We start from the raw sequence: 26,180 nt of genomic DNA, 5'->3' as shown, positions 1-26,180 counted from the left end.
AAATTTAGATAGGTTTAGAGATGAAATCTAAGACCTTCCCGTGCGAGATGTATTTTTAGTTTATGCCCACCAAGCAACCGTTTGTGTTCTTTGGCGGCGTCAAAAATTTCATAAATTTTTTGATCGGAATAAGATGGTTCATGGTGTGTTAGCACTAAATTTTTTATGTTCCAAGATGTGGCGCAATTGACAGCCATCGTATAAGAAGTATGACCCCAATCAAACTTTGAAAAGGATTCATCTAAGGTGTATTGGGCATCGAGTATGAGAAGATCGGCGTCCTTGAAGAAAGCAGAAGATTCGTGGATGAGCTCCATATCTTGGCCAGTAAATTCCGCATCGGTAGCAAAGATAAAAACCTTTCCTTCTTTGGTCGTAAACTTATAAGCACAAGAACCACCTGGATGGCGGAGAGGGTAACATTCTACCGTTAACCCGTTAGCAAAGGAGAGCGTTTCCCCAGGAGTGAAGTATTTGAATTCTTTTTTACAGCCCACGGAAGCAAAACTCACTGGAAAAAATTCGGGACCTTGTTGCACCCCGAGCCTTTTTTCCAAATCGGAATACGGAGAATGAAATTTCAAATGGAAATCGGGAAAGTAAATCGGCTTAAAGAAAGGCAAACCTTGGATGTGATCCCAGTGCGTATGAGTGACAAAAAGATTCACTTTTGTGACTGATGGATTTTTAAAATAGGATTGGATGAGGTTGTCCCCTACATTACGAATCCCTGTGCCCATATCCAGGATATAGATCTCACCATTCGAGTCCGTCACTGTGACACACGTAGTATCGCTACCTGTGACAAATTTGAGATGGTATGGGAGTGATTTCCAAAATTTTTCAGGGGATATGTTCTCCCCAAGTCTCTGATAAAGAGACACAATATCTAGGATTTTATTCCGATAGTCCTGATTGCGGAGAGGGGCGGCGATCGATCCACGAACCCCAAATAGTTGTACGATCACTTCCTCGATTCTTGGAAATCGACTTTCCTTGTCACTCAAGATTTACGATCTTGAAAATATGCCCCCTCGTAACCCAGGATACCAGCTTAGATTCGGACCGGAACTGACTCCGGTTGTTCGTAGCCTTCTCATCATCAATAGCGTTATTTTTGTAGCACAATTTCTCTCACAAACTGTTTTAAAAACAAACATGATTGAAGGGTTTTTTGCATTACGCTCGGAGGCTGTGCTACAAGGTTTTGTTTGGCAACTTGTGACGTATTCCTTTCTACATGGCGATATTATGCATCTCCTTATGAATATGCTCACCTTATGGATGTTTGGCTCTGAAATCGAATCCCAATATGGAGAAAGAGCCTTTTTGAAATTTTATTTTTTTTGTGCCTTTATGGGAGGGGTGGTTACTGTGATTGCCTCGGTTTTGGGATTTCCACAGGGAATGGTACTTGGCGCTAGTGGTGCTACATTTGGACTCCTTGCAGCATATGCCTTTTTGTGGCCAAACCGGGAAATCATATTCATGCTCATTTTTCCGCTAAAGGCAAAATATTTTGTGATGATCCTCATGCTCATGATCGTTTTTTCACAAGGTGGACACATTGCACATATGGCTCATTTAGGTGGGATCCTTGGAGCTTTCGTTTTGATTAAACTCTACCATGGCTGGCAAGGCGCTTCCAAATCTTCTGGCTGGTCTCTTTCTCGTTATTTGCAAAAGAGGCGCTTCCAAAGATACCAAGCTGAAATGTATAAAGGAGAGAATGCAAAAAAAAGAGTAGATGAGCTTTTAGAAAAAATTTCGAAAGATGGTATGAACAGTCTGTCTCGGAGCGAAAAAAAATTTCTAAATGATGCCTCCCAAAAATACTTCAACGAGTGAACGAAGGAGTATTTTATTTTCCGGTTTGCAAAATAAGATCGCCATACTCCAATCTGGCGATCGAAGAGGCCATTTCTCTCCATCTAGTAAAACACGACTTAATTGGTGGGATTCGCCTCTGGAAAAATCCACGTACCATTGTTCTAGGGCTTTCAGAAAATCCAGAGCTTACGATCGCACCACAGGTAATCAGTGCTTTTCGATCGCGCATCACTTCTGGAAACCTACTCAAATATCCAAAAGACGAGGAGATTGTTTTTCTGGCACGTCGTGCGAGTGGTGGAGGGACGGTATTCCAAAATCCGACGGGGAATATTAACTACTCCATCTATGTTAATCTAGAGAAAAGAATGGAACTTTTTGCGGTAAAGGATTCGTATCAAATCTTACTTGGCCTTGTAACGTCCGCTCTTAGCAAACAACTGATATCTGCTGGTTCTAACGGTAAATCTGATATCACGGTTTCCGATGGTGGTGTTTTAAAAAAGATTTCGGGGAATGCACAATTTCGAAAAAAAAATTGTATCGTTCAGCACGGAACCTTGATTTTGGAAGAAGCATTGATTGATAAAGTATCAGGACTCCTTCTTCATCCACCCGAAGAGCCCGAGTATCGCAAAGCAAGAAAACATCGAGATTTTTTAACCTCGCTTCCGCCCACCTTCGACACGAGTTCGTTTGGAGGCAGCCTTTTGGACGGATTTCTGTCCTATTTGGGAATTCATAATGCAAATCCAAAAGTAGATTTTTCCTTCTTTTCCCAAGGGTTTTCTTCTTTTCGTAGATCGGTGCTAAAAGAATCTGAAATTATTCGTAAATTGAAGTACGAAAGTTTACCCTATATCTTAAACAGAGAAATTCCGACATGAGCATATTGCAAAACCAAGACCCAGAAGTTTTTAAAGCATTAAAACACGAAGACGAAAGACAAGAAAATTCACTAGAAATGATTGCTAGTGAAAACTTTGTTTCACAAGCCGTCTTGGAATCCTATCACTCCACACTCACAAATAAATATGCAGAAGGCTATCCTGGTAAAAGGTATTATAATGGCTGCGAAAATGCAGATGCGATTGAGACTTTAGCTATTGAACGAGCTAAAAAAATGTTTGGTGCGCAGTATGCCAATGTCCAACCACATAGCGGTGCACAGGCGAACATGGCAGTTTTTCTTGCGGCACTCGAACCAGGAGATTCTTTTCTTGGGATGAACCTAGCCCACGGTGGTCACTTAACTCATGGTTCTGCGGTAAACATCAGTGGAAAGTATTATCGACCGATCCCTTATGGTGTTACAGAAAAAGAAGAAACGATTGATTATGCAGAAGTTGCAAAACTAGCAAAAGAACACAAACCGAAGCTTATTGTCGTTGGAGCCTCTGCCTACCCCCGTATTATTGATTTCGCTAAGTTTCGGGAAATAGCGGATTCGATTGGCGCCAAAATCATGGCAGACATCGCACATATCTCTGGTTTGGTGGTGGCAGGCGAACACCCTACTCCTATCGGACTGTGTGATTTTGTCACAACGACCACTCACAAAACCTTACGTGGGCCAAGAGGTGGACTCATCCTATCTCAAACAGAACATGAAAAAATCTTAAACTCGCGTGTGTTCCCTGGTATCCAAGGTGGACCCCTAATGCACGTGATAGCAGCAAAAGCCGTCGCTTTTGGCGAGGCCTTACAGCCAGAATTCAAAACCTATATTAAACAAGTCGTTAAAAATGCTAAGATCCTTGCCGAAATCTTTCAAAAGCGAGGATACAGAGTTATCTCTGGTGGGACTGACAACCATTTGGTGTTACTCGATGTCTCCGTCAAAGGTCTGACTGGCCGTGATGCTGCCGATGGTCTCGATGCTGTCGGAATCACTGTGAATAAAAATGCGATCCCGTTTGATAAAAACCCTCCGGCTGTGGCATCCGGGATTCGACTCGGAACACCAGCTCTCACTACCCGTGGACTTAAAGACGCCGAAATTGAAAAGGTGGCAAATTTAATCTGCGATTTTCTTGACCATTTTGGTGACGATACATGGAAAAACAAAGTGAAGGCAGGAGTTTTGGAAATCACAAAAGGATTTCCAATGAACAAATTCAGACTCGACTAACAGATAACTTTGAAAATGTTTGCCCTAATCCGGAGAGGGTTAGGGATCTTGTTTTCCCGCAAGAGTCGTAAGTCCTTCCTTTCTGAGGCAGTATTTTTTTTGCCAATTCGGAATCCTTTAACTTTGATTGCATTGGGATAGGAAATATGTAATTTTGACATCTGTCTATGGGTATTCTATATAGAAGTCTCTTTTCCTTTAACTTTTTTCTATTGTGCTTTCAATTCATCGCGATTGGAATTTCGCAAGTCGGATTCGATTTTCCAACTAAAATCATATTTGCCTTTTTCTTCTCCATTCTCTTTTCTAAAATATTACTCTCTCGTTTTTTAAAAAAACTCAAACCAGCGAATTCAGGAAATCCACTTCTCGTCTTTACTTTGAGTGCTGCGCTCACCTACATATTTGGAGGAAGGATTAATCCTGGATTCTTTGACGGGCACTGTCCGACGAATCTGATCCACCTAACTTCGCAAATCATGGACCAACGATTCCCTGTCTCGTTTACAGGATTTCCAGAATTCCCTGCAAACTACCACCAAGGCTTTATTTTATACTCTGGCCTTCTGGCAAAAAGTCTCCATTTATCCGCGGTTGATGGTATTTATTTTTCTTTCCTCTTCTTCGTTTTTAACTTAAATTTACTCATTCTTACAACAGTTAATATTTTGAATCCAGGGAGACTGGGAATTTTTTTCGTCTCTATTTTACTCTTAACTGCAAGCAGTTTCCCGAGAAACGGCTTTATTCAAAATTATGGAGAATTGCAAGGATGGTATGAATATATTCATTTACTCGAATATTTTTCATCCAATTCGTGGCCTCTCGGATATATAACACCCGTTTTGCTTGTTTTTCTATTTTCGAAGGGCATTTTTAATAGAAATTTTCGTTTCATTTTTATAGCATTTTGTTTGGTGATGTTTCAGATTACAGCAAATGCGAGTGTATTCTCAGTATTTCTTTTGATTTTGTTCGTTACCTTAGTTGTTTCTCTCTTATATGAACAGAAGGTAGTATTCTCGCGTTACACGATCATTGAGCTATCAAAATATATTTTTTTCCTGCTCCTTGCGCTCCTCCTTTCTAAAGTAGTCCCGAGTGCGACGATGAGCGGACCGGAATATGATCCCGTTCAAATTCTCGTATTTAACAAATCTTGGGAATCGATCTTGGAATATTTTCGATTGAGCGGACCATTAGTATTTATATATTCTTTTTTACTGATCTCACTCTTAAGGAAAAATATTAAAATTTCATCCATCTACAAAATTGTCTCCTTCGGTATTTGTTTTGGATTTCCGTTGCTCTTTACTTTCAAACAAATCAACGAATGGGATAATTTACATAAATTTGCGCTCATGTCGATTTTTGTGTCCGTCATAAATCTTCCTTTATCGAATTGGGAAAACAAAAAAACTAAATCAATTTTGATGGTACTACTCATTCTTCTGATTTCGTTTGGTTTTTCCATCTCCATTCTGATCAACTTATATTTGACCAGATCAAATTTTAGAGATATCTTCAGCATACGAGTAGAAAACTTAGAATTAAGCGAAGAAGCAAAGTATTTTCAGAATAAAAAAGAAAAGAGCAAAACTTCTCGCGGTAATCAGGATTTCACAATTTATCCTTTGTTCCCTGTGGATTCTTGCACGCCTGAGGCGGTTTGGGCTTGTTATTCGAAAGTATTTGTCAGGGGAGTTTACCATCCAAATTTTCTTGTGAATGATGCACTCGAAGAGGAATCATTAGGAAGTGCAAAAAAATATATGGATCTGATCCAAAGCGGCGAGATGAAAGAAATTTGTCAAAGTGGGAAAATGTTTTTGCTAAAAAAAGATCAGAAATATGATATTTTGAATCGTCAATTTTTAAAAGAATTTAAGCAATGTTATAGGGCAAAAGTTACCGAGTTCTCTGCCTATATTCTCATTGAAACAGATTGATCTTTCCCTGTTGAGTCAGGCGTTTTAGATACAGTGATCTCTATTCCTTTACATGTATAAAACTTACATGACAGGATTTTTATATTTAGCTAGCATTGGCGCTGGCAAATATATGCATTGGGTACGACTTGTAATCCTGTTTTTATCTCTTTCTTTTTCTCTCTATGGAAAACCGGCTAAAAAAGCGTATATCCTATCATTTTTACCTTTCCAATCGAAAGTAAATGCCTCCATCGCAGATCAAACCAAAGATAAAATCAGAACCGAATTCAGCAGACTCGGATTTGAAGTTATTGCCCTCTCTGATAAAGAAAGTCTTTCTGACGCACTTGATTTAGCAAAATCAGAAGATTCCATTATTGTGTCTGGATATTATAAAAAAGATACGAGTAGCCAGTTGAATCTCTATGGACAAATCTATTCGTCCAAGACGGGTTATGTCATTGATGCGATTAGTATCACAAATCTACTTTCAGAATGGAAGGAATTAAAACTACCGAAAGAGGAATTTTCTGAAGATGATGATGCCATCATCGATAAATTTGTAAATCGACTCATCTTTAGAATCAAACTCAACCCAAAATCAAAAGTATACTCTGAAAATATAAATGATCATCTTGTGCAAACGGAACTTGGCAAAGAGATTGTCTTTCCGATTGAAAAGCAGGACATCAAAAAAGAGACTCAAGAAATTTTTAATCTCCTTGAAAATACAGAAGTTGTAACTGCGACGCGCACTAAAACAAAACGAAAGGAGGCTCCTGCAGCGATTTACGTTATCTCTGCCCAACAAATTGCCGAGCGTGGATATAGAACTCTATCAGATGCGCTCCATGATATTCCTGGAATTGATTTTCAACATAATTACGGAATCTATCCAGACTTAATACACCAACGAGGATTAGTTGGTGGAATGCAGCGGACATTGATTTATGTGGATGGCATTCCAGATAACAATCTAAACGAGAATGCGATGCTTGCGGGAAGCGTAAGATTTCCCCTCAATAACGTAGCTCGCATTGAGGTTATTTCTGGTCCGGCCTCTGCCCTATACGGTGCTAATGCCTTCAACGGTATTATCAATATCATCATGAAGGACGGTGCCTTAAGTCCAGGGAACCATGCAGACCTGACCCTCGGATCTTACGAAGCAACAAGCACAAATAAGTTTGCCAATCCAGGTGCAGCTGCTAGCTTCTCGGCACGAGGAGTCTCCGAGGGAGCCACACCTATCCAGTATAGCGTCTTCGGTTACTACTACCAAACTGACGGTCCAAATATGGGTGGGATCCAAGGACTCGATCCGAAGCAGAATGGAGCCACCAAAGAAAATCCAAATTACAATTATAAGTATGATCCATTTTACAAGTTTTCGAAGGACTTATGTGGCAATACGATGTGCAATCCTGATTCAAATTCTGTGGGCTACTATTGGTCCCCTGGCTATAATGTTTCAGGTGAAAAAACCTACAACATAACAGCTAAATTTTCAAAAGGAGGCTTACGTTTCGAAACTGTCAATTGGCAGTATTTACAAGGACAAGGAACCTTTCCGAATGGGACCCAACAAATCGATGTTATGAAACAAGGCAGCCTCGGACTTCCAGGATTTAAAGGATCACGCTGGGATTTCAGAAGCAATTCGCTTCTCATCGGATACAATCATAAGATCAATGACACTCTTAGCATCGACACAGAAGGAATTGTTAGGAACTCAGAGGTTCTCAACTCAAGTGGGGAAGTCTATCCAAACCAAGTGGGACCAGGAGCTGTTTATCGGCCAACAGATACGACAATTGCAAACAACTATTCTCGCCCTGATTATGGGTATTTTGGTGAATCACGATTAAATTGGAATCCAACGACTAAGGTTTCCTTGATTCTGGGGATCTCGGCTAAAAACTTTGTGGTAGGAAAAGACTATGGTAGTAGTGATCGCTATCAATATTCCAATTATGCCATGTTTGTACAACAAGTATATAGACCATTTAGCAAACTCGCATTTACCGCTGGTTATCGTCGTGATTATATTACAACCTATGGCTACGCAAGTACGCCAAGAATCAGTGCCATCTATCAAGCAACAAAAGATTTAACCTTTAAATTCCTTGTGGGGCGCGCCTTTCGTGAACCTTCCGCGATTGAATTATTTTCTCTCACACCGCAAAGAAAACCAAACGCGAGTTTAACACCAGAGAAACTTACATCTGTGGAATTCGGAGTGGGATACAGGTTCACAAAAGGGCTATATTCCTCGATCCAAACTTTTTATAATTCTATATCTGATTTGATTTTACAAGTCCAAACAAACGATGCTTCTACGATTGGAAACTTCACTCCAAAATCAACTTGGCTTCAAAATCAAAACGTAGGTCGAGCCAATATTTTTGGAATTGAGTCGGAACTCGTATGGGAAGTTAAAAAAAATCTAAGTCTCCATTTCAACTATACTTATAATAAAGGGTATTACTATGATTTACCTATTGGTCTTACCACTTCCCCATCTACGGAAGGAAGAATCGGAGCAAATTACAGAGATGACGTGGAGGCCATTCTATATAAGGAAATCTTAGGGATTACTAAAATTCCGAGTCGTGGTGACATTCCAAATATTGCACCACATAAGGCATTTTTAGGAGTTACTTACTATCTTCAGCCAAAAATCTCGTTCTATGCCGGAACGAATTATATAGATGTTAGACGGTCAATCGCGACGAATCCTACTGGATCTGTGGCAGGCTATCAAATGTTAAAAATCAACATCCGATGGGAAGATTTTTTTACGGATGGAATGTTTTTGCAATTGCAAATGAACAATGTTCTCAATGAACAATTTTTTGATCCTGGGATTCGCGTGGCAACGGGTGAATACTATCCCACACAGCATCCACTGGAGAGACGAAATATTTGGTTCACGGTTGGCTATAAATTTTAGAGAACGTTAATATCTTTTTTCCTTTACTTTGTTCTTTTTTTCGATTCAATGAGCGATCGGACATCCATAATGGATCGGCATAAATTTCACATTCTCGAAAATACGAAACTCCGAACCAAGATGATCTTACTTGTGTCTGGAATCGTTGTATTATGTGTCGTTCCACTCTCTACGATCGTTTACTTCAAAAATAAAGGAATTGTCATAGAGAAAACATACGAAGTTTGCAAAAATATAGCGACCAATATAGCAAAGATTGCTGATGATGAACTTCTCGTTGGCGATACTTATGAGGCGACCACATCCGCGATCACAAAACTTAAAGAATCAAATGTCCGAGCCTTAAAGGATACATTTGTAATTAATTTGGATGGAGAAATCGTTGCACGTCTCGATTCTCAAAAAAAGGATCCAAAGGTCAGTCGTGAAACTTTTGCTTATTTCTCTTCACTCACTTCACTTGCTTCCCGTGAAATCTTAGAAGACAAACAATCCCTTTTAGAATTTGCATATCCGATTTATATTAAATACCAAAATAAAAATATCCGAATAGGAACCGCTGTCTTCGAATTTAATTCCGAGGAAATTTTTTCACCTATCATCGATCTTAGAAATTCAATCTTATATTCGTCGGGGATATTATTCATAATAGGCATCGGTATCGCTTTTTTTATTTCCATCTCCTTATCTCATCCATTACAAATTTTAAGCGAAGGAGCGCAAAAATTTGGAACAGGTGATTTTAGTCATCGTATCTTACTCCAAGGAAGAGATGAAATCGGACATTTAGCAAACGCATTCAATTCCATGGGAGAAAAAATTCAGGATTTTACACATCACCTTGAACAAAAAGTATTGGAGAGGACTGAAGCATTAAACAAAACATTAGAGGAAGTGAATGAGTTGAAAATCTCTCAAGATGGAGATTACTATCTGACATCCCTACTTCTTGAACCACTGTCTTCTAATAATAATTATTCCAAAAATGTTAAAACAGATTTCATTACAGAACAAAAAAAGAAATTTTCGTTTCGCAATTGGAATTCCCAGATCGGAGGTGACATCTGCATTACTGATACCATTAAACTTCAGAACAAAGAATACACGGTCTTTCTAAATGCTGACGCTATGGGAAAATCAATACAAGGTGCAGGCGGAGCGCTAGCGTTAGGTGTCGTTTTTAATGCGGGACTCATCCGCTCAAGAACCTATTCAAATATGCAAATTTATCCTGAGATCTGGCTAAAGGAAAGATTTTTAGACCTCCAAAACGTCTTTTTGTCTTTTGACGGTACTATGTATATTTCTGTCTGTATTGGACTGATTGAAAATGAGACAGGTATGCTTTACTATATCAACGCCGAACATCCTCCTAGCGTATTATATCGTGATGGCAAGGCAAGTTTTCTCGAATCAGCTATGGACTTATGTAAAATAGGTACTCCTGGTCAAGAAAATAGATTTTTCATAAAAACCTATCAACTGTCACCTGGAGATCAGATTATAACAGGATCGGATGGACGAGATGATATCATCATTGGCTATGACGGAAAGAATGAAATCATAAATGAAAATAGTGATTTGTTTTTGAGGCGTGTCGAGGAGGGTGAGGGAGAGCCTGTAAAAATCATCACTAAAATCAAAGAGTTTGGATCTTTATATGATGATATTTCGCTTCTACGCATTGTATATTCTGAAAGCCAAAATAAAAGATTTTCATCCCGGCATGATACAGATGGTGAACTCGATTCCACTCTCGAGAAAGTTACTTCTCTTCTCGATTCTGGAAAACCTAAGGAAGCTTTAATATGGCTCAACAAAGCTGTCACAAAACATAAACCAACACCTAACATTTTACGTTTACTCGGTAGTGGTTATATGGAGACGAAACAATGGGAAAAGGCAATCGAATCTTATTCTCAATTATTAGATATGATTCCGATGGAAAATGAGGCGCTCTTCCAAATTTCCCTCGCGTATCGAAACGAGGAAAGGAGGCCTGAAGCTGCTGATTTCGGAGAAAGACTCTATCTTAGAGATCCTCATCATTTAGAAAACCTACACAATCTTTCTGAAATTTATATTGAATCGGGCATTTTCAATCGAGCAAAAACTTTGTTAGAGAAAGCGGATCAAATAAAACCAAATCACCAAAAAACGAAATCTTTACAGACAAAAATAAATCAAAAAAGTCCTATTTTTGACGATGAAGTGTCCTTCTTTGGTGAGATATCGAGAAGGAGTCCAGAGGCTCAGCTAGAAGAAGCAATTCAAATTGGTGATCGACTATTTAAACTAAAAAGATATTCTGAATCTTTAAAATATTACTTAAAAGCGCTTTCCTTGGATAAAGAAAATACCCTTCTGCTTTTCAATATCGGAAATATATATCAATTTACGGGAGACTTGGACCAGGCAAAAAAAAACTGGGAAAAATGTTTAGTTATAGAACCTAACTTTAAGCAAGCGAAAGAAAAATTATCCACGCTAAAAAAAAGTAAAAAGGTACTTTGAAATATGCGATTACGAATCATTCTATTTTTACTGCTTACATTCTCTTCAATACAAGTTAGCGGAGTTGATAAAAAGCCAATAGAAGTATTATTGACATCAGACAATTCTATTTACGAACAGGCACTGTTTGGAATCCAAACAAGTATAAATCATGAGATTCACATTAACTATCTAGATATCATCGACTCTGAATATGAATCACAGGCTACTTACTTTCAGGAATTGGAAAACAAAGGCGTTCCACTGATCATAACCATTGGGAAGGGAGCTACGCGTGCAGCACAGGAATATACTCATAAATTACCGATCTTATTTTCGATGATATCCTATGCCAAAAGTCTTGATTTGGAATCTTCGAATATTTGCGGTGTTACGATGGATGTTCCCGTTGAATCCTTTTTGAATGTATTAAAGGATATTTATCCTGATGCAAAAACCGTTTACTCGTTCTATTCCAACGAGGAAGGTGAATTTTCTTCCGAAGAAGGCGAACATGCTGATTTAAAAAATAGATTGCTTTTCATGAAAAAGAAAACAACGCCGGAATCATTCAAAAAAGATTTGAATGAAATGCAAAAACATCCGGATGCCCTTTTTATTTCTTCTGATCCCTTGTACAATTCTGAAAATTTTGAAACCATTTCCGAATTTAGTAAAAAAAACTCCATCATTCTTATGAGTTCCTTTCCCGCTCTTGTTAAATCAGGTGCTACATTTGGCATCAGTGCTGACTATACAAAAATAGGAATTGAAACGGGGGAAATGGCTAATGCGATTATAGGTGGAAATTCCAATTGTGAAAAAGAGAGGGTACACCTTCCAAAACATTTCAATTTCTTATTAAATGAAAATTTTGCAAAAGAATCAAAGATAAAAATCCCAACTTTAATCCAGGAAAGAGCCAAGAAGAGTCGTTTGTTTTCCATAGGCTTACAATTACTAAATGAGGGAAAGTGGAAATCAAGTAAGGTAATATTTGAGAGCATTTTAAAAGATGATCCCATGAACCAATCAGCCATCGTCTACCAACAGCTAACGGTTGAAAAACTTTCAGGAAGTCTCGTTAGGGATATTTTACAAAAAGCAAAAAACTTTTCGGAAGCAGGAAACTATTCATCAGCCAAAGCCGAATATCAAAAAGCATTATCTCTAAACCCAAATCTTGTCCTAGCACGCGAGGGTGTTCAAAACTCTCTTATCAGTCAAAGCGAAAAAGAAAGACAGAAGGCAATCTTACAAAGAAACCAAGGTCATATTTTTGAAGCGATTCGGTCTTTTTTGGATTCTTTACATACTTACCCACAAAATACGAATGCAAAGAATGAATTGGAGGCGCTACGGAAAAAGGAATTTGGTCAAGTTTCTTCCCTTACTCCCGAAGGAATCCAAGAGTATCAAAATCGAAATTATGACACCGCGATCGACAATTTTGAAAAAGTCCTTTTACTCGATCCAGGTGACAAAACTGCAATCGAATACTTACGTTTATCCATTAAAAGAAGAGAAGCCATTCGGAATTTAGAAAAAAGATTAAAGTAAAAATACTCGATGAAATTATATACGTATATTATACTATGTTTTTTTATTAATTATTTATTTTCGGATTTACAAGGAGAAGCCATTCGTCTCACAAGCGTGAAAATTGGAAAATTTTTGCCTATCGAAGGCTCTATTGAGGATAAAAAAGCAGAAGAAAACTTTCGACTTTCACTCAAACAAAATTTGGAAAAAGCAGGATTTCAAGCCACTCTTACCGAAGAAGAGCATGAAAAAGCGATCCCCTCTTCTGATCAATTTTACATCGATGGATATTATAATGCCAATCCAAATTGGAGCATTTACGGTCATATCTATAAAGCAGAGACTGCAGAACTGATCGATGCCCATAACCAAATCAACATCTTAACTGAATTAGATGGTTTATCTATCGATATAAAGGAAATGGAATCTTCTAACGATTTCATATGGGATGAATTTGCAAAAAAAATTGTGATCCGTTTGCGCACCAATCAAAACCGAATCCGAAGAATTCATAACATAAAAGAGTATATCCTTAATTCTCCGATTAAGACTTATAGAAATTTTTCAATTGCGAAAGAGGAAGAAGAACAGGAACGTCGGGAAGTATTTCGATTGCTTTCCGAAACAAACATCACCGTTGCATCCAACGTCATTAAGGATGCAGATAAACAGCCCGTGTCTGTAACAGTAATCAATTCAAATCAAATTAAACTTTCAGGTGCGAGAACGATAAACGACTTACTAATGACGTATGTACCAGGTTATTTTAAAGTTGAAGACCAAGATGATTCCATTGCTGGATTTCGTGGCTTAGCTCCTGATTCAAATTCAAAAGTATTGCTATTATTGAACGGTGTAAATATGAACACGGAATGGCAGTTTGGTCCTCCAGATTCTATTATTAACAGTATCAATTTAGATTATATCGATCGAATTGAAGTAATAAGGGGTCCAGGTTCGGTTACCTTGGGCCAAGGTGCCTTACTCGGAGTTATCAATATCATCACCAAGAATGGAGTGTCTAATCCTGATACAGCCATTCAAATGGGAGGAGGCAAGGATGGTTTTCGTAATTTTAATATTCAATCGGGAAACAATGGAAAGATCATTCCGGAATTAAAGACATACTTTTATCTTTCTAAGATGCAGTATGAGGGTCAAAAAATAAGAAGTGAGGGTTGGACGAGACAGAGAACCTATGAGGGCGCTGAAATCCAAGGTCTAGAACTTATAACTGATCCGAGAGAAATCCAAGCTTTAAAAACAAGCTCTCAATTTGGGAGTAACTTCTATGGAAACATAGCTGCTGCTAGTGGAAACCGGGTGGACCGAAATCAAAATGAAATGATGCATGGTCAAATTGAATACAAAGGTTTAAAAATTAATACGATGTTCGCTGACCAAAGGCGAGATCTTTATAACTTTTATCGGGATCGAAATGAGGCAATCAGCAAAATACGAAACGGAGCCATTTCCTATTTACACGAATTTTCTGAGCAGTTAAAATTCACTACAAGACTTTTTTATACGCAGGACGACTTTGGGTTTCAATCGCATTCTGGAGTTAGATTAGCTGGCACAAGAGAGAATCGGTATGGTGGGTCTGGAATTTTAAATTGGACAGTTTCGTCTAAGAATAATTTGGCGATTGGATTGGAATACCGAAAGTACGATTTAGGTCGGATGGATTCAGATGGTAACAATTTTATCGTAAATAAAGCAGAGCCAGCCAATTTTTACAAAATCGAAGAAGGTGTGCCCTCTCCCTACCGTGTAAATGAGACAAATAAATTTGTTTTTACGAATACGATCCCTGTTGCCAGTTTTTTTATGGAAGATGCCCATAAGTTAAACGAAAAATGGGATATCTTTGCTGCCGTACGTTATGACAAGCATCCATTCTGGGGCTCAAACTTCTCCCCCCGGATCGGTACTACCGTTTCACCAAATAATGATTTAAAGTTTCGTCTCTCCTATCAGGAGGGCTTTCGAGGTGCAGTAGGAGTTTCCTACACTGGTGGATACCAAAAAGATGGATTGCTAAGAAGTGATAATTTCAATCAAGTTGAGCTTGCTCAAGTTCCAAATGTCGACAATAATAAAAATCCCACAATTTTCCAAAATATCCCGCAAGCCAAACCAGAAAAAATGCGGAGTATTGAATTCGCGACAAAATATAAACATAAAAACAAACTGAGTACAGATGCTGTTTTATTCTATAATATGATTCAGAACGTCATAGATGTAGGAGTCATCTATCCAAATCCAGATACAAATTCAGCGCCCAAAATTGGAACGGATGAACCTGGTGATTGGAAGGGATATTTTTTCTTTCGGAATACACCAGGTTTACTCAGGCAAGGTGGTGCTGAAGTAAGTGTCGCTTACGAACATAAATTCTTCCATATCGGTGTCAGCCATTCGATAGTTAAGGTTCTTGGTGCAAGTACAGAACTACATTCCTCTCAATATTTAACAAGCGACACACGAAATAAACATTTCAAAGCATATCCAGAAAATATCACAAGGAGTCATTTGCAAATCATCCCCACTGATAAATATTCGATCGGTATCAACCATTTATATTATTATAATTGGTTCGCTCCAACAGGCGCGAACGTAAGAGGAAAACATTTGATAAATGTTTCTCTTCAATATTCAGTTAATGACTCGGTTTCGATAGTGCTCAGCATAAAAAATATTTTAGACTCTAAAGTATTATATCCGATCAATAGTATCGCAGGAGATGTTTCACTTGCTGCGGGAACACCAACCTATGAAGGTAGAACTTACTGGCTACAAATGCGTGCCGTGTTTTAATTTTTTTATAAATAAACTAATTTTTGGACCTTATTCCTTATGTGGAATGAGGAACAAAAAGCTGTCATCAAATCCAATGCACCTGTGAAACAAGTCATCGCGGCTGCTGGATCAGGGAAAACAGCGACTATGATCGGATTACTTGCGGAACAAGAGCGCAAAGGTGGCATCAGACCTGATCGAACTCTCATAGTCACCTTCACAAACAAAGCAGCAGAAGAATTTCAGAATCGAATCCTTCAAAATCTTTTATCAGACCGATATATAATTTTAACCTTTCATGCGTTCTGCTATCAAATGATTAAATCTTATCATCCAATTTATAGCAAATCTCCGATGCGGATCATTGAAAAAAAGCAACTCGAAGCTTTCACAATTGATTTTCTGTATAAGGACCGATTTAAAATCGGCGGCACACCGTTTTCCATCCTTTTCCGTCAGAATGCTTATTATTTTAAGTCAGAACATCCAGAAATATATGAGAAGTATATTAAGGCACTCAGTACATGGAAAGCGAAAGAAAATTTATTGGAATTTGAAGACCTTCCCTTGATCACTCTCAATGGATTGGAAAACAAGGAAAATTGGACACACATTTTACCTTCATTGTTTGATTCCGTAATTGTGGATGAGTTTCAAGATACGGATACGACTCAATTGAAAATCTTGCAACAAATTCGGCCGCCAAACCTAATAGTGGTTGGTGATGACTGGCAGGCAATCTATGGTTTTCGCGGAGCAACACCAGAGCCATTTCTTAATTTTCCTACTTACTTTAATAAAACAGAACAATTTTTCCTTACTACAAATTACAGATCTCTAAAGGGAATCATTGATCTTTCTACTCATGCTCTTCAGAAAAATAAATCTAAAATTTCAAAGATTGTCAAATCGCATAGAAACGGAAATGCCTCAGTGTTGCAATTCACGATGGAGAATCCCAAGTCAGATCGATACAATATGGTTCAAAAATTAGAGAAAGCGCTAATGGAGGATAAAGAATCGATAATGCTTGTTAGATCAAATTTTCGAAGGAAAGAATGGATTCAATCCGGGATCCCAGAGAAAAAAATTACTACCATTCATGCGGCCAAGGGCTTAGAATATCGTACCGTGATATTAGATCTGAGCGCGGGATGGTCGATGCCCGAATCCATGGACAACACCCTACTCGAAGAGGAGCGACGAATCCTTTACGTCGGCATTTCAAGGGCGAAAGATGAACTCATACTCTTAGGTAGGAAATTACCGAAGAGAAAACACGGCCTGGAGGACGAATTTTTCAGTTATTTCCGTAACTTCGATTCGCAGGGAAAACCTACTTTACGATATCGACTGCTCTGGTGAATTGGTACTACGTTTGGGGGATTAGCTCAGCTGGTTAGAGCGCTACCTTGACATGGTAGAGGTCGCTGGTTCGATCCCAGTATCTCCCACCAAACGCCATTTTTCCCCAGAAATTAGATTGCTTTTCAGAATCAGAATGTTACTTTATTTTCTGTCATATGAAAAAGTTACCCATCCTTGAAGAATCATTATTATTTGTTTTTTTTGTTTCGTTTGGAATCATTTCTCTACTTACAATGAGATATGTAAACTTAGAGCCAGGAATCAAATTTGCAAGTCTCACTGCATTATTTCACATAGTCTTAGTTATATTATCCAAAACTTTTAGATGGTTTACTCCTTTTCAGATTTGGAAATTTTTATTTCCCCTTTCTGTCTTCCTTGTCTTCCCTGATTGGTTTCTATCCGATGTTTTGGGCGTGTTAGTTTTTCCTGAGGATGGTTTCTTTAAGATCGGTACAGTATCCGGATATATGGCTGGCTTGTGGGCCATCCCCCTATTCATTTTAGTTTACACTGGAATCAAGTTGGAAGAACGGTCTGTATCCATTATAGGCACGTGCCTCTGGGTTGCTTCCCTATCCTTAGTCGTCTTTGGCGGAGCGGAAGCTACGTCTTGGATGCTAAACTCATGGTATGCACAAAATGTTACGAAAGTCAGTGGCATGGCTATATATGTACTTATCCCAGAAATGATTCTGGGTGTGGTAACTTACCTTGCCTACCAAGGTTTCTCTCAGAGTCATTTTCTAATTCAGATGAGTATAGGATTTTTGATCATGATCCAATACTTGGGTAGCCTTACTTTCTTCTATCTTCTCATTGAACGAATCCTATAGTTTCGTCTGAAATGCTTGCGTCTCTAGCCATTTCTAAAATTTTAGAGGGATGAAGTCGTTTTTGCAGAAATTCGGAACCTTCGCCATTTTTTCAATCGCGACAATTCTTGGTACCGAACTCTTACTTATAGGATTCAATCCAGCATCACTCCAATATTACCGAGACGTCAAATTACTTCATGCCTACCATCCCGACTACGGAGTCACGTTACAACCAAATGAAAGCCGCTACATCAAGCACTACGCAGGCGCATGGGAGGGTCGATTTACCACCAACTCTCTTGGACTTAGAGGAAAAGAGGAACCAGAAAGTCAGCGGCCGAAATTATTTTGTTTAGGCGACAGTATGGTCATGGGATTTGGAGTCTCCGACGAGGAAACCTTTTGCTCACTTCTTAACAGGATCAAGATTAATGAAGAAGTCTATCAATCACTGAATTTAGGTGTGGATGCTTATGGCTCGCTTGGTGATGCCAAACGTCTTGAAGATATATCCCAAAAAGTAACGAACATTAAGGAAGTTTTATTTTTTATATCACCTAACGATTTTGCAATGCCTGAAGTTTTAAGAAACCAAGGGATCCTTCCCGATGATGAACTTGATGCGATGCACGAAAATGATGAAAGATGGAAATCCAATTTTCGACTTCAATTTGAAGCCACTCGAATTTCATTTTTCCTACAAGCGCTAAAACTGGCATACGAACAAACTTTGGTTATATGGGCGCAAAATAAAAATGCATTTTCTCTTGAATGGCAAGCTGCCATAAGGAACCCTTCCGATTATATTTATGATTCCTTTTTCCAAGAAGCCAAACGAAACAAATGCACTTCTAAAAAACTAGAGATTGAACATTCTTGTCCCGAACCTATTCCCGTAGAACAATTTACGTGCATAGACCATCCTCCGGATTCAAAAACCCTTCCAGAGCTTACGCCAACGACTATCAGGGCTTACGAACGTATGATCACCTTAAGTAAAAAATATAACTTTCGATTACGCCCAATCGTCATTCCTGTTCAAGTTGAAGAAATCTATTGTTATTTAAATGGGAAATACCATCCACTAGGAAATTATGCGATCCGCGCGAAGAAATTTTGGAATTCCAGAGGCATTGGTTTGATCGATTTAACTCCATACACGAATAAAATGTGTGGTTCTCCAATTTCTGTTGATGGAAAAGTATCCTTTAGTTCGATTCGAGACTACTTTATCCCAGGAGATGGCCACCTAACAAAGGAAGGCAATAAATGGGTCGCTGAATCACTCAAATCAGTATTGGGAGCGACCAGATAATGCTATTTAATTCAACGCATTACTTTATCTTTGCACCTATCGTCATATTTTTATATTTCGTATTGCCGAAACGATTTCAAGGAATCCTACTCTTTATAGTTAGTCTATATTTCTACGCGATTTTTAAAGTTCCTTTTTTGATTTTACTTATTTTTTCCTTTGTTCTTACGAAGCTCGCTGTAGACTATATGGTGAAAACTGAAAGTAAAAATCAGAAAATCTTTTGGCTAAGTGTTTCGATTTGGGGAAACCTAGGACTTTTATTTGCATTCAAATATCTGGACTTCACGATCTCCTCTTGGAATTTATATCTCGGTCTACAAGCATGCGATCCTGGATACGTGCCGTTGATCGGAATCATCCTTCCCATGGGAATCAGCTTCTTTACATTACAAGCGGTTTCTTATGCCGTGGATGTCTATCGAGGTGTTGTTCAACCTGCAAAATCCATATTTCATTTTGGATTGTTTTTATCCTTTTTTCCTCAGTTGGTGGCAGGTCCTATCCTTAGAGCAAGCGACGTACTACATCAATTTTTAGAACCAAAAGAATTTCAAAAAGACAATCTCAACCAAGGTTTAAAACAATTTTTCTGGGGTGTATTCAAAAAGACGTTTATTGCTGATCCCATTACTGCAGTAATTGATCCGGTTTTTGCTGATCCGACTGCTTTCAGTGGTGCGGCGCTTTGGGTTTCCGCACTTCTTTTCGGAGTTCAAATCTATTGCGATTTTTCCGGTTACTCGGACATTGCGATTGGAACAGGAAGAATTTTAGGTTTTCATATACCTAAAAATTTTGATAGGCCATATCTTTCTGGCACCCTAACAGAGCTTTGGCGAAGATGGCATATCTCCTTTTCTTCCTGGCTAAGAGATTATGTTTATATCACGCTGGGCGGAAACAGAAGAGGCGAATTTTTTTCTTTCTTAAATCTTTTTATCACTACTTTTGTTTCAGGGATTTGGCACGGCGCGGATTGGACTTATGTATTATGGGGAGCAACGCATGCCTTCATGATGGTAGTCGAAAAATTCTTATTTAAATTTAAAATTATAAAAAATGGCTGGGAGAAAGTGCCTCGTTGGCTACAACCCATATATCCTCTGTCTATCTTTCTCTTCGCGATCTTTTTCTTTCGAGCAAGACCTACAGAAACAATCCCTCAAGGAATCAATGTCTCTTTCCAGATGATCAAACAGGCATTTACGCTCTCGGAAGGTAAATTTCAGGCAGTTCCTCTAGAACTAATCGCTGTCATTGGCTTCTTATTTTTTGTGGATATCGTTCAAAACAACAAAGAGGATGCTTTTGACTTTATTATGAATCGGCCATTCATTCTTTATACAGTATGCGCTGTGATGTACATCACAGCGTTTTTAATATACAGTGTTACGGTTTCTAGCCCGTTCGTGTATTTTCAGTTTTAGAATTCGATTTTAGGTGCGTTTTCTACTTTCTTTACGTCTTCAACAGTGAACGTAGGTTTTGCGGCGTATCCAAAAGCCTTTGCCGTCAAAACTTCTGGAAATTGTCTGATAAAGATATTGTAATCTTTTGTCGCTTTGATAAATCGATTTCGAGCCACTGTGATTCGATTTTCAGTTCCTTCTAATTGGGCTGTCAAATCAGAGAAAAGCTGGCTTGATTTTAATTCTGGATAATTTTCTTGGATCGACATGAGTCTTCCGAGGAATCCACCTAGCTCTCCTTGGGCTTTCGTAAACTTTGCAAACGCTTCAGGATCTTTAAGTAGTTCAGGCGTAGCCTGAATTGAACCCAATTTCGATCTGGCATCAGCGATCCCTTGCATGATCTCTTTTTCTTGTTTCGCAAAACCTTTTGTGGCAGCAACCAAATTAGGAACTAGGTCATCTCTTCGTTTGTATTGGTTAAGCACTTCTGCCCACGCAGCTACAACTTCTTCATCTAATTCTTGGATGCGATTGTATCCACAATTCGTAAGGACGGACAGTAAAATGAGCGTAAGGGAAAATCTTCGGATAAATTGTACCATAGGATGTTTCATATCTACATATTAGAACTGAATCAAGACAATTTCGGTAAAAAAAATCTAATATTGAAATTCTTTTGTCCGCAAAGTCCAAGCTTTTTCCGCATGCAAAAGATATTCTACTAGCTCCTCTTCCTTGCATTTGCCGTCTAAGTAACCAAGTAGGAAAGAATCACCTGCCAGCAATTCAATGGCTGGTCGATCAGAACGAAATTCATACACACCCTTTAGGAATTCGAATTCATTTGGAAATAGTTCTGAGATATTTTTTAGCAAATAAAGGGTAAAATACAAGGAATGAAACTTCTTTGGCTTTTCAACCATCAGTTGGTATCCTTCGCAGATCACATTTTTATGTTTATGAAACGTAGGCAGGAATCTTAAATTTCTCAACGTGATCTGAGCTGTTTGGTGTTTTGCCAAACGTTTGTCTAACTCTTCCTTTGCTTTGCCTTTTAAAAAGGGTGCCCCAAAGGTTTCAAAGGGTTTCGTGGTACCTCTTCCTTCTGAAAGATTTGTCCCTTCAAGGAGACATTGCCCCGGATACACCAAGCAAGTATTTTGTGTCGGAATATTTGGAGAAGGTGGTACCCACATTCTGGAATTAAACTTTTCAGGATGATACACACCGACTGGAATGACGGCAATCTCGACATTTAAGTTAAATTGTTTATTATAATAGTTCAATAACCCAGCAGGCGTTAACCCATGTCGGTGGACGACGGATCTGACACCAACAAAAGATTCGAATTTTTCTTGCAGAGGAGAACCTTCGACCTTCTCTCCGATCGGATTTGGGGAATCCACAATGATACATATTGGAGCAGAAATTTTATTCAATTTTGATATGGCTTCAAGTATATAATAGGCCGTCGTAAGGAACGTATAATAACGAGAACCAACATCTCGAATGTCTAATATAACTATATCCAAATCCCTTAAAATTTCGGGACTTGGAACCAGACTTTCTTCCGTATCACCATATAAATTTATAATATCGGCTTCGCCGAAAATATAACTAAGCTCTGATCCACTAACTTGATCCTGCAATTCTGCGAATAACCCATGTTCGGGTAAGAATATCTTTTTTAGGTCTACAAATTCACGATATACATCAAAATGATATCTGTTTTTATAGCCGAACGCACTTTGATTTGTTAGAATTCCAGCCTTACATCCCTTAAATTTGGAAAGATTTTTAACAAATTTCATTTTAATTTCTGAATCTCTTCTTTTGCTATGAGTGCTTTTTCCCAAAGCAATTTAATACCTTCCCTCTCAATATTCCTTTTAGGATCAAAAAAACCAATCATGACGTCTAATTCATCTCTATATTGGATCAAGGACTGATAGATATTCCTCTGGTTTTCTGCGAAAATTGAAAACCACATCTCAAAATTAGACCCAGCAATTCTAGACATATCGCGAAATCCCCCACCTGTAATCGGTTTTTCTGATTTGCTAACTTGCTTAAGCACTGTGTCATTTTTGATGGCCGTTTGCACTAGAACCGTTGAAATTATATGAGGTAGATGAGAGAGGTAAGCTAATGTTTCATCATGCTCTACGCCTTCCATTTCCAAAGTCCATGAACCAATATTTTCCCAAAAATTTCGAACAAAGTCAGACGCTTCCAAACTTGTTTCCTTTCCACGTGTAACAATACATAGTTTATTTTGGTATAAATCTTCTCTAGCCGCCGATGGCCCGGAAAATTCAGAACCACACATAGGATGAGAGGATACATAGTTATGTTTTCCCTGAAAATGTGTATCAACTGCGGCGATGATCGTCTCTTTCGTCGAACCAAGGTCTGTAAAGACGGTTTCCGAATGTTGAGGCAATTTAGAAATATAATCGACAACAGATTGAACGGGAGTTGAAAAAATAACAAATTGAAATGATTCCCAGCTTAACTGCTTATTAAACTCAGACTCGGTATATACGTAATCTGCAAGCTCAAGTTTGAGAATTTCTTGTTTTGATTTTAATGAGCGAACTACACCTGTTATAGTAACACCGGGAAAACTTTTTTTTATGGCGAGCGATAACGAGCCCCCCATGAGTCCCATGCCAAAAATCAGAATCTTACTGTTCCCGTTCATTGATTGACATCTGTCGATGGATAAGATCCTAAAAATTTAAATTCTAGACATTCAGCTTTGATTGAGCTGAGAATGGTCTTAACACGCTCATCGTCTTTATGACCTATAAAATCAATAAAGAAGTTATATTCCCAACGGTTCTTCTTCATTGGTCTCGACTCAATTTTCGTTAAATTGATGTTATGATCATTGAATTTTTTTAATACGGAAAAAAGTGCACCTGTTTTATTCGCGAGCGAAAATACGATAGACGTTTTATCTTTACCAGTAGGAGGGCAGTGAGTCTTACCTATCACAATAAATCTGGTCGTATTGCCCGAGACGTCTTCTATCCCTTCCTGGATTACATGTAAACCGTATATTTCACCGGCAATTTTTGAGGCTACTGCAGCACCCTCTTTAAGTTCTGCTACCGTTTTGGCAGCCATCGCCGTCGAAGAAGTTTCAATGATCTCTGCATGCGGCAAGTTAGCCGATAGCCAACTTCTACACTGTTCATTTCCAATGCGAATACCGTAAATCTTCTGAATGGAATTAATATCTGTTTGAAATCCGAGTAAGGAGAATTGGATCTTCTTATACATCTCAGAATAAATGAGAACATCTGTTTCTAAAAACATGTCTAGTGTCGAGCTGACTTGGCCTTCTGTAGAATTTTCTACAGGAACAATCCCGTAATCGACTCGATCGGCGTCAACGGATCTCAAAACATCTGCGATCGTAGGAAGTGGCACTGATTCTATGGAGGAGCCAAACTTCGATCGAAGTGCCTCGAAGGAAAAGGATCCTTCAGGTCCTAAATAGGCAATCTTTAACGGATGTTCTAAGGCAATAGTACCTGACATCATTTCTCTATAGATTGCTCGTATGACACTCGCTGGCAATGGTCCTGAGGACTTCTTGGAAACTTTTTCGTAGACATCTAATTCTCGATCTGGACGGTAAATGGGTTCATTCGAATTTTTTTTGACTCGACCAATTTCTTTTGCAAAACCAGCTCTTTTCTGTATAAGATTGATAATTTGCTCATCGAGTGAATCAATTTCAGCTCGTAATTGATTTAATTCTGATTCTGTAGAGCTCATATTTTTTCTTCAACTTCATGGGAAACAGAGTCAGATGAAATTTCGACTGATCCTTGCACATCCTCTCTCAATTCAGCTGGTAGTGAATCCTTATCAAAATCAGGGTTCATCTCACTCTCAGTCTCTATGATATCAATGGATTCGCTGCTCAATTCCTCAAAATTTAATTCTTTTACTTCTACCGGTGTTGGTAAATCTGCAAGCTTACTCAATCCAAAATGAATTAAAAAATCATTTGTGGTGCCATATAATGTTGGTCTACCAGGCACCTCCTTCTGACCAACTGCCTTTACTAATTTTTTTGAAATGAGCGAAGCTACCATGGCACGAGAGGATACTCCGCGTATCTCGTCTAACTCAGTCAATGTGATCGGTTGTTTATAGGCAAGAATAGCTAGTGTATCGAGTGTTCCCCGAGAAAGGGTTTCGCGTTTTTTGTCTTTAAATATATGTGATAGAGCTTCACTATAAAGTTGGCTGGTAATGAATTGATAGCCACCTGCGATTTCCCGTAAGACAAATCCTCCTTCTTTTTCCTCATAATCAAGGATAAGCTCATCGAGAATTTCGCGAGCATCGGTTTTTTCGATGCCACAAGATTTCGCCAAGGCAGATAATTTTATGGGCGATGAGGATAGAAATAATAGCGCCTCGAGTAGTCCTCGAATGTATTTACGATCTTCCAAAACTATGCAACCTTAACTATTTTAATTTCGCCAAATACCTGATGTTGGACTACTTTGCACAATCGAATTTTTACTGTTTCGAGCACTGCCAAAAACGCTGCTACTATTTCTTTCTTATCTGGATTGGCGACAGAAAAGATATCGGGGAATCGAATTTCACCTTTTGCATCCAATTGAGAAAGTAAGTATTCCATTTTCTCTTCTACAGAATATTGCTGGTGTCCTTCGTAAATCGCGGGTGATTCATCATTTAAGGATTCTTTTTCAAGTATAGAATTAAATGCAGAAATAAGATCAACCAAACTAACATCAAGCCAAGTCTCTTCTTCTTCTAAAACTTGATTCGTTTCTCGAGCAAACATACCAGATGTTATACGGTCAAGTTCAGCAAGTTTTTGTCCTGCTATCTGAAATTTTTTATGCTCTAATAATTTATCAACAAGTTCCTTTGGTAAAGGCGGATCATAGTCCTCTTCCTCGAAACCTGGGTCTGGCAAGAGAGCCTTGGATTTTAAGTAAACCAAATGAGAAGCCATTACTGCAAATTCTGATGTAAGTTCTATGGATAAGAGTTGCGTTGTTCTTAGGAATTGAATGAAATCTGAAGTAATCCGAGCGAGTGAGACCTCAAATATATCCACTTTATAACTATCTATCAGGCTCCATAGGACACTGATAGGTCCCTCAGTGAGTCCACCGTCCTGGTTATTCCACCGGACTACATATTCCGGGGTCTGACTCAATTTAAATACCTAGAGCTTTTGCCGCAGCCTGTTGCAATCGTTCAGGAGGGAAGGGTTTCACAACAAAATCTTTCACACCCATTTTGATCGCTTTTGCAAGGAGATCTTCTTGGCCGAGAGCAGTGACCATAATGATTTTTGCAGATGCATCAAACTTAATAATCTCTTTTGTAGCTTCAATTCCATCTTTTTCTCGCATGGTAATGTCCATGGTAACGAGATCTGGTTTTAAGGCTTTGTATTGTTCTACTGCGATGTTGCCATTTTCAGCTTCACCAACAATCTCATGACCCGCACCAACTAACGCGTCTTTCACAAGCGTTCGCATAAACTTTGCATCATCTACAACTAAAATTCTAGCCAT

20 protein-coding genes and 1 tRNA gene are annotated in these 26,180 nt (G+C 38.6%); 13 read left to right on the top strand and 8 right to left on the bottom strand.

Going from position 1 to position 26,180, the window contains the following annotated elements; translation table 11 throughout:
- Window positions 1-14: 14 nt before the first annotated feature.
- Window positions 15-968 carry an MBL fold metallo-hydrolase gene (locus EHQ58_RS11345; RefSeq protein ID WP_135624288.1) on the bottom strand — a complete coding sequence of 318 codons (954 nt, stop codon included), beginning with the start codon at window positions 966-968 and terminating at the stop codon, window positions 15-17.
- A 58-nt stretch (window positions 969-1,026) separates the two neighbouring features.
- Between EHQ58_RS11345 and EHQ58_RS11340 the strand changes: the two genes are divergently transcribed.
- The 13 genes from EHQ58_RS11340 to EHQ58_RS11280 all read left to right on the top strand — a co-directional run bounded on the left by EHQ58_RS11340 (window position 1,027) and on the right by EHQ58_RS11280 (window position 20,613).
- Window positions 1,027-1,848 (top strand): rhomboid family intramembrane serine protease, encoded by an 822-nt coding sequence (locus EHQ58_RS11340; protein WP_135624005.1) that lies wholly within the window; start codon window positions 1,027-1,029, stop codon window positions 1,846-1,848.
- Window positions 1,845-2,717: a lipoate--protein ligase family protein gene (locus tag EHQ58_RS11335; RefSeq protein ID WP_135624004.1), complete on the top strand. Its 873-nt coding sequence runs from the start codon at window positions 1,845-1,847 to the stop codon at window positions 2,715-2,717. The genes EHQ58_RS11340 and EHQ58_RS11335 overlap by 4 nt, the downstream gene beginning before the upstream one ends.
- Window positions 2,714-3,961, top strand: coding sequence for a serine hydroxymethyltransferase (gene glyA / locus EHQ58_RS11330; RefSeq protein ID WP_135624003.1), 1,248 nt, complete (start codon window positions 2,714-2,716; stop codon window positions 3,959-3,961). Before EHQ58_RS11335 ends, glyA begins: the two co-directional genes overlap by 4 nt.
- Window positions 3,962-4,128: 167 nt before the next feature.
- Window positions 4,129-5,910 carry a hypothetical protein gene (locus tag EHQ58_RS11325; protein WP_135624002.1) on the top strand — a complete coding sequence of 594 codons (1,782 nt, stop codon included), beginning with the start codon at window positions 4,129-4,131 and terminating at the stop codon, window positions 5,908-5,910.
- A 67-nt stretch (window positions 5,911-5,977) separates the two neighbouring features.
- Window positions 5,978-8,845, top strand: coding sequence for a TonB-dependent receptor plug domain-containing protein (locus EHQ58_RS11320; protein WP_167883613.1), 2,868 nt, complete (start codon window positions 5,978-5,980; stop codon window positions 8,843-8,845).
- Between the two features lie 69 nt (window positions 8,846-8,914).
- A complete protein-coding gene (locus EHQ58_RS11315) occupies window positions 8,915-11,359 on the top strand; it encodes a SpoIIE family protein phosphatase (protein WP_167883612.1) in 2,445 nt (814 codons plus the stop codon).
- Window positions 11,360-11,362: 3 nt separating this feature from the next.
- Entirely contained in the window at window positions 11,363-12,898 is a 1,536-nt protein-coding gene (locus EHQ58_RS11310; protein ID WP_135623999.1) for an ABC transporter substrate binding protein, read from the top strand.
- A 9-nt stretch (window positions 12,899-12,907) separates the two neighbouring features.
- Window positions 12,908-15,700, top strand: a complete 2,793-nt coding sequence (locus EHQ58_RS11305; RefSeq protein ID WP_135623998.1) for a TonB-dependent receptor plug domain-containing protein — start codon at window positions 12,908-12,910, stop codon at window positions 15,698-15,700.
- Window positions 15,701-15,739: 39 nt separating this feature from the next.
- The gene (locus tag EHQ58_RS11300) at window positions 15,740-17,047 is read left to right on the top strand and encodes a UvrD-helicase domain-containing protein (protein ID WP_135623997.1); all 1,308 of its coding nucleotides are present in this window, start codon (window positions 15,740-15,742) and stop codon (window positions 17,045-17,047) included.
- 15 nt (window positions 17,048-17,062) lie between these two features.
- Window positions 17,063-17,139 (top strand) — tRNA-Val (locus EHQ58_RS11295).
- A gap of 66 nt (window positions 17,140-17,205) precedes the next feature.
- Window positions 17,206-17,886: a DUF6989 domain-containing protein gene (locus EHQ58_RS11290; protein ID WP_135623996.1), complete on the top strand. Its 681-nt coding sequence runs from the start codon at window positions 17,206-17,208 to the stop codon at window positions 17,884-17,886.
- Between the two features lie 49 nt (window positions 17,887-17,935).
- On the top strand, window positions 17,936-19,183 hold the full coding sequence (locus EHQ58_RS11285) for an LA_2490 family SGNH/GDSL-type esterase (RefSeq protein WP_135623995.1): 1,248 nt from the start codon (window positions 17,936-17,938) through the stop codon (window positions 19,181-19,183).
- On the top strand, window positions 19,183-20,613 hold the full coding sequence (locus EHQ58_RS11280) for an MBOAT family O-acyltransferase (protein ID WP_135623994.1): 1,431 nt from the start codon (window positions 19,183-19,185) through the stop codon (window positions 20,611-20,613). The genes EHQ58_RS11285 and EHQ58_RS11280 overlap by 1 nt, the downstream gene beginning before the upstream one ends.
- Here EHQ58_RS11280 and EHQ58_RS11275 read toward each other — a convergent pair.
- The 7 genes from EHQ58_RS11275 to EHQ58_RS11245 are packed head-to-tail and all read right to left on the bottom strand — an operon-like array spanning window position 20,610 to window position 26,180.
- Window positions 20,610-21,200: a LemA family protein gene (locus EHQ58_RS11275; RefSeq protein WP_135624287.1), complete on the bottom strand. Its 591-nt coding sequence runs from the start codon at window positions 21,198-21,200 to the stop codon at window positions 20,610-20,612. The genes EHQ58_RS11280 and EHQ58_RS11275 overlap by 4 nt on opposite strands.
- Before the next feature lie 57 nt (window positions 21,201-21,257).
- Entirely contained in the window at window positions 21,258-22,409 is a 1,152-nt protein-coding gene (locus tag EHQ58_RS11270) for a DUF1343 domain-containing protein (RefSeq protein WP_135623993.1), read from the bottom strand.
- On the bottom strand, window positions 22,406-23,302 hold the full coding sequence (locus EHQ58_RS11265) for a prephenate dehydrogenase (protein ID WP_135623992.1): 897 nt from the start codon (window positions 23,300-23,302) through the stop codon (window positions 22,406-22,408). The genes EHQ58_RS11270 and EHQ58_RS11265 overlap by 4 nt, the downstream gene beginning before the upstream one ends.
- The gene (gene pheA, locus EHQ58_RS11260) at window positions 23,299-24,387 is read right to left on the bottom strand and encodes a prephenate dehydratase (RefSeq protein WP_135623991.1); all 1,089 of its coding nucleotides are present in this window, start codon (window positions 24,385-24,387) and stop codon (window positions 23,299-23,301) included. Before pheA ends, EHQ58_RS11265 begins: the two co-directional genes overlap by 4 nt.
- On the bottom strand, window positions 24,384-25,073 hold the full coding sequence (gene scpB / locus EHQ58_RS11255) for an SMC-Scp complex subunit ScpB (protein WP_135623990.1): 690 nt from the start codon (window positions 25,071-25,073) through the stop codon (window positions 24,384-24,386). The genes pheA and scpB overlap by 4 nt, the downstream gene beginning before the upstream one ends.
- A 2-nt stretch (window positions 25,074-25,075) precedes the next feature.
- Complete coding sequence (locus EHQ58_RS11250; protein WP_135623989.1) at window positions 25,076-25,816, bottom strand: segregation and condensation protein A; 741 nt, start codon at window positions 25,814-25,816, stop codon at window positions 25,076-25,078.
- Between the two features lies 1 nt (window position 25,817).
- Window positions 25,818-26,180 carry a response regulator gene (locus EHQ58_RS11245; RefSeq protein ID WP_135623988.1) on the bottom strand — a complete coding sequence of 121 codons (363 nt, stop codon included), beginning with the start codon at window positions 26,178-26,180 and terminating at the stop codon, window positions 25,818-25,820.

This window comes from Leptospira ognonensis, assembly GCF_004770745.1.
Lineage (GTDB): Bacteria > Spirochaetota > Leptospiria > Leptospirales > Leptospiraceae > Leptospira_A > Leptospira_A ognonensis.
This window is presented reverse-complemented; position numbering and strand designations above follow the sequence as displayed.

Excerpts from the sequence above, each read along its gene's own strand:
- EHQ58_RS11340 (WP_135624005.1), top strand. The coding sequence starts at position 1,027 with ATGCCCCCTCGTAACCCAGGATACCAGCTTAGATTCGGACCGGAACTG.
- glyA (WP_135624003.1), top strand. The coding sequence starts at position 2,714 with ATGAGCATATTGCAAAACCAAGACCCAGAAGTTTTTAAAGCATTAAAA.
- EHQ58_RS11325 (WP_135624002.1), top strand. The coding sequence starts at position 4,129 with ATGGGTATTCTATATAGAAGTCTCTTTTCCTTTAACTTTTTTCTATTG.
- EHQ58_RS11320 (WP_167883613.1), top strand. The coding sequence starts at position 5,978 with ATGACAGGATTTTTATATTTAGCTAGCATTGGCGCTGGCAAATATATG.
- EHQ58_RS11315 (WP_167883612.1), top strand. The coding sequence starts at position 8,915 with ATGGATCGGCATAAATTTCACATTCTCGAAAATACGAAACTCCGAACC.
- EHQ58_RS11310 (WP_135623999.1), top strand. The coding sequence starts at position 11,363 with ATGCGATTACGAATCATTCTATTTTTACTGCTTACATTCTCTTCAATA.
- EHQ58_RS11305 (WP_135623998.1), top strand. The coding sequence starts at position 12,908 with ATGAAATTATATACGTATATTATACTATGTTTTTTTATTAATTATTTA.
- EHQ58_RS11300 (WP_135623997.1), top strand. The coding sequence starts at position 15,740 with ATGTGGAATGAGGAACAAAAAGCTGTCATCAAATCCAATGCACCTGTG.
- EHQ58_RS11290 (WP_135623996.1), top strand. The coding sequence starts at position 17,206 with ATGAAAAAGTTACCCATCCTTGAAGAATCATTATTATTTGTTTTTTTT.
- EHQ58_RS11285 (WP_135623995.1), top strand. The coding sequence starts at position 17,936 with ATGAAGTCGTTTTTGCAGAAATTCGGAACCTTCGCCATTTTTTCAATC.
- EHQ58_RS11280 (WP_135623994.1), top strand. The coding sequence starts at position 19,183 with ATGCTATTTAATTCAACGCATTACTTTATCTTTGCACCTATCGTCATA.
- EHQ58_RS11275 (WP_135624287.1), bottom strand. The coding sequence starts at position 21,200 with ATGGTACAATTTATCCGAAGATTTTCCCTTACGCTCATTTTACTGTCC.
- EHQ58_RS11270 (WP_135623993.1), bottom strand. The coding sequence starts at position 22,409 with ATGAAATTTGTTAAAAATCTTTCCAAATTTAAGGGATGTAAGGCTGGA.
- EHQ58_RS11265 (WP_135623992.1), bottom strand. The coding sequence starts at position 23,302 with ATGAACGGGAACAGTAAGATTCTGATTTTTGGCATGGGACTCATGGGG.
- pheA (WP_135623991.1), bottom strand. The coding sequence starts at position 24,387 with ATGAGCTCTACAGAATCAGAATTAAATCAATTACGAGCTGAAATTGAT.
- EHQ58_RS11245 (WP_135623988.1), bottom strand. The coding sequence starts at position 26,180 with ATGGCTAGAATTTTAGTTGTAGATGATGCAAAGTTTATGCGAACGCTT.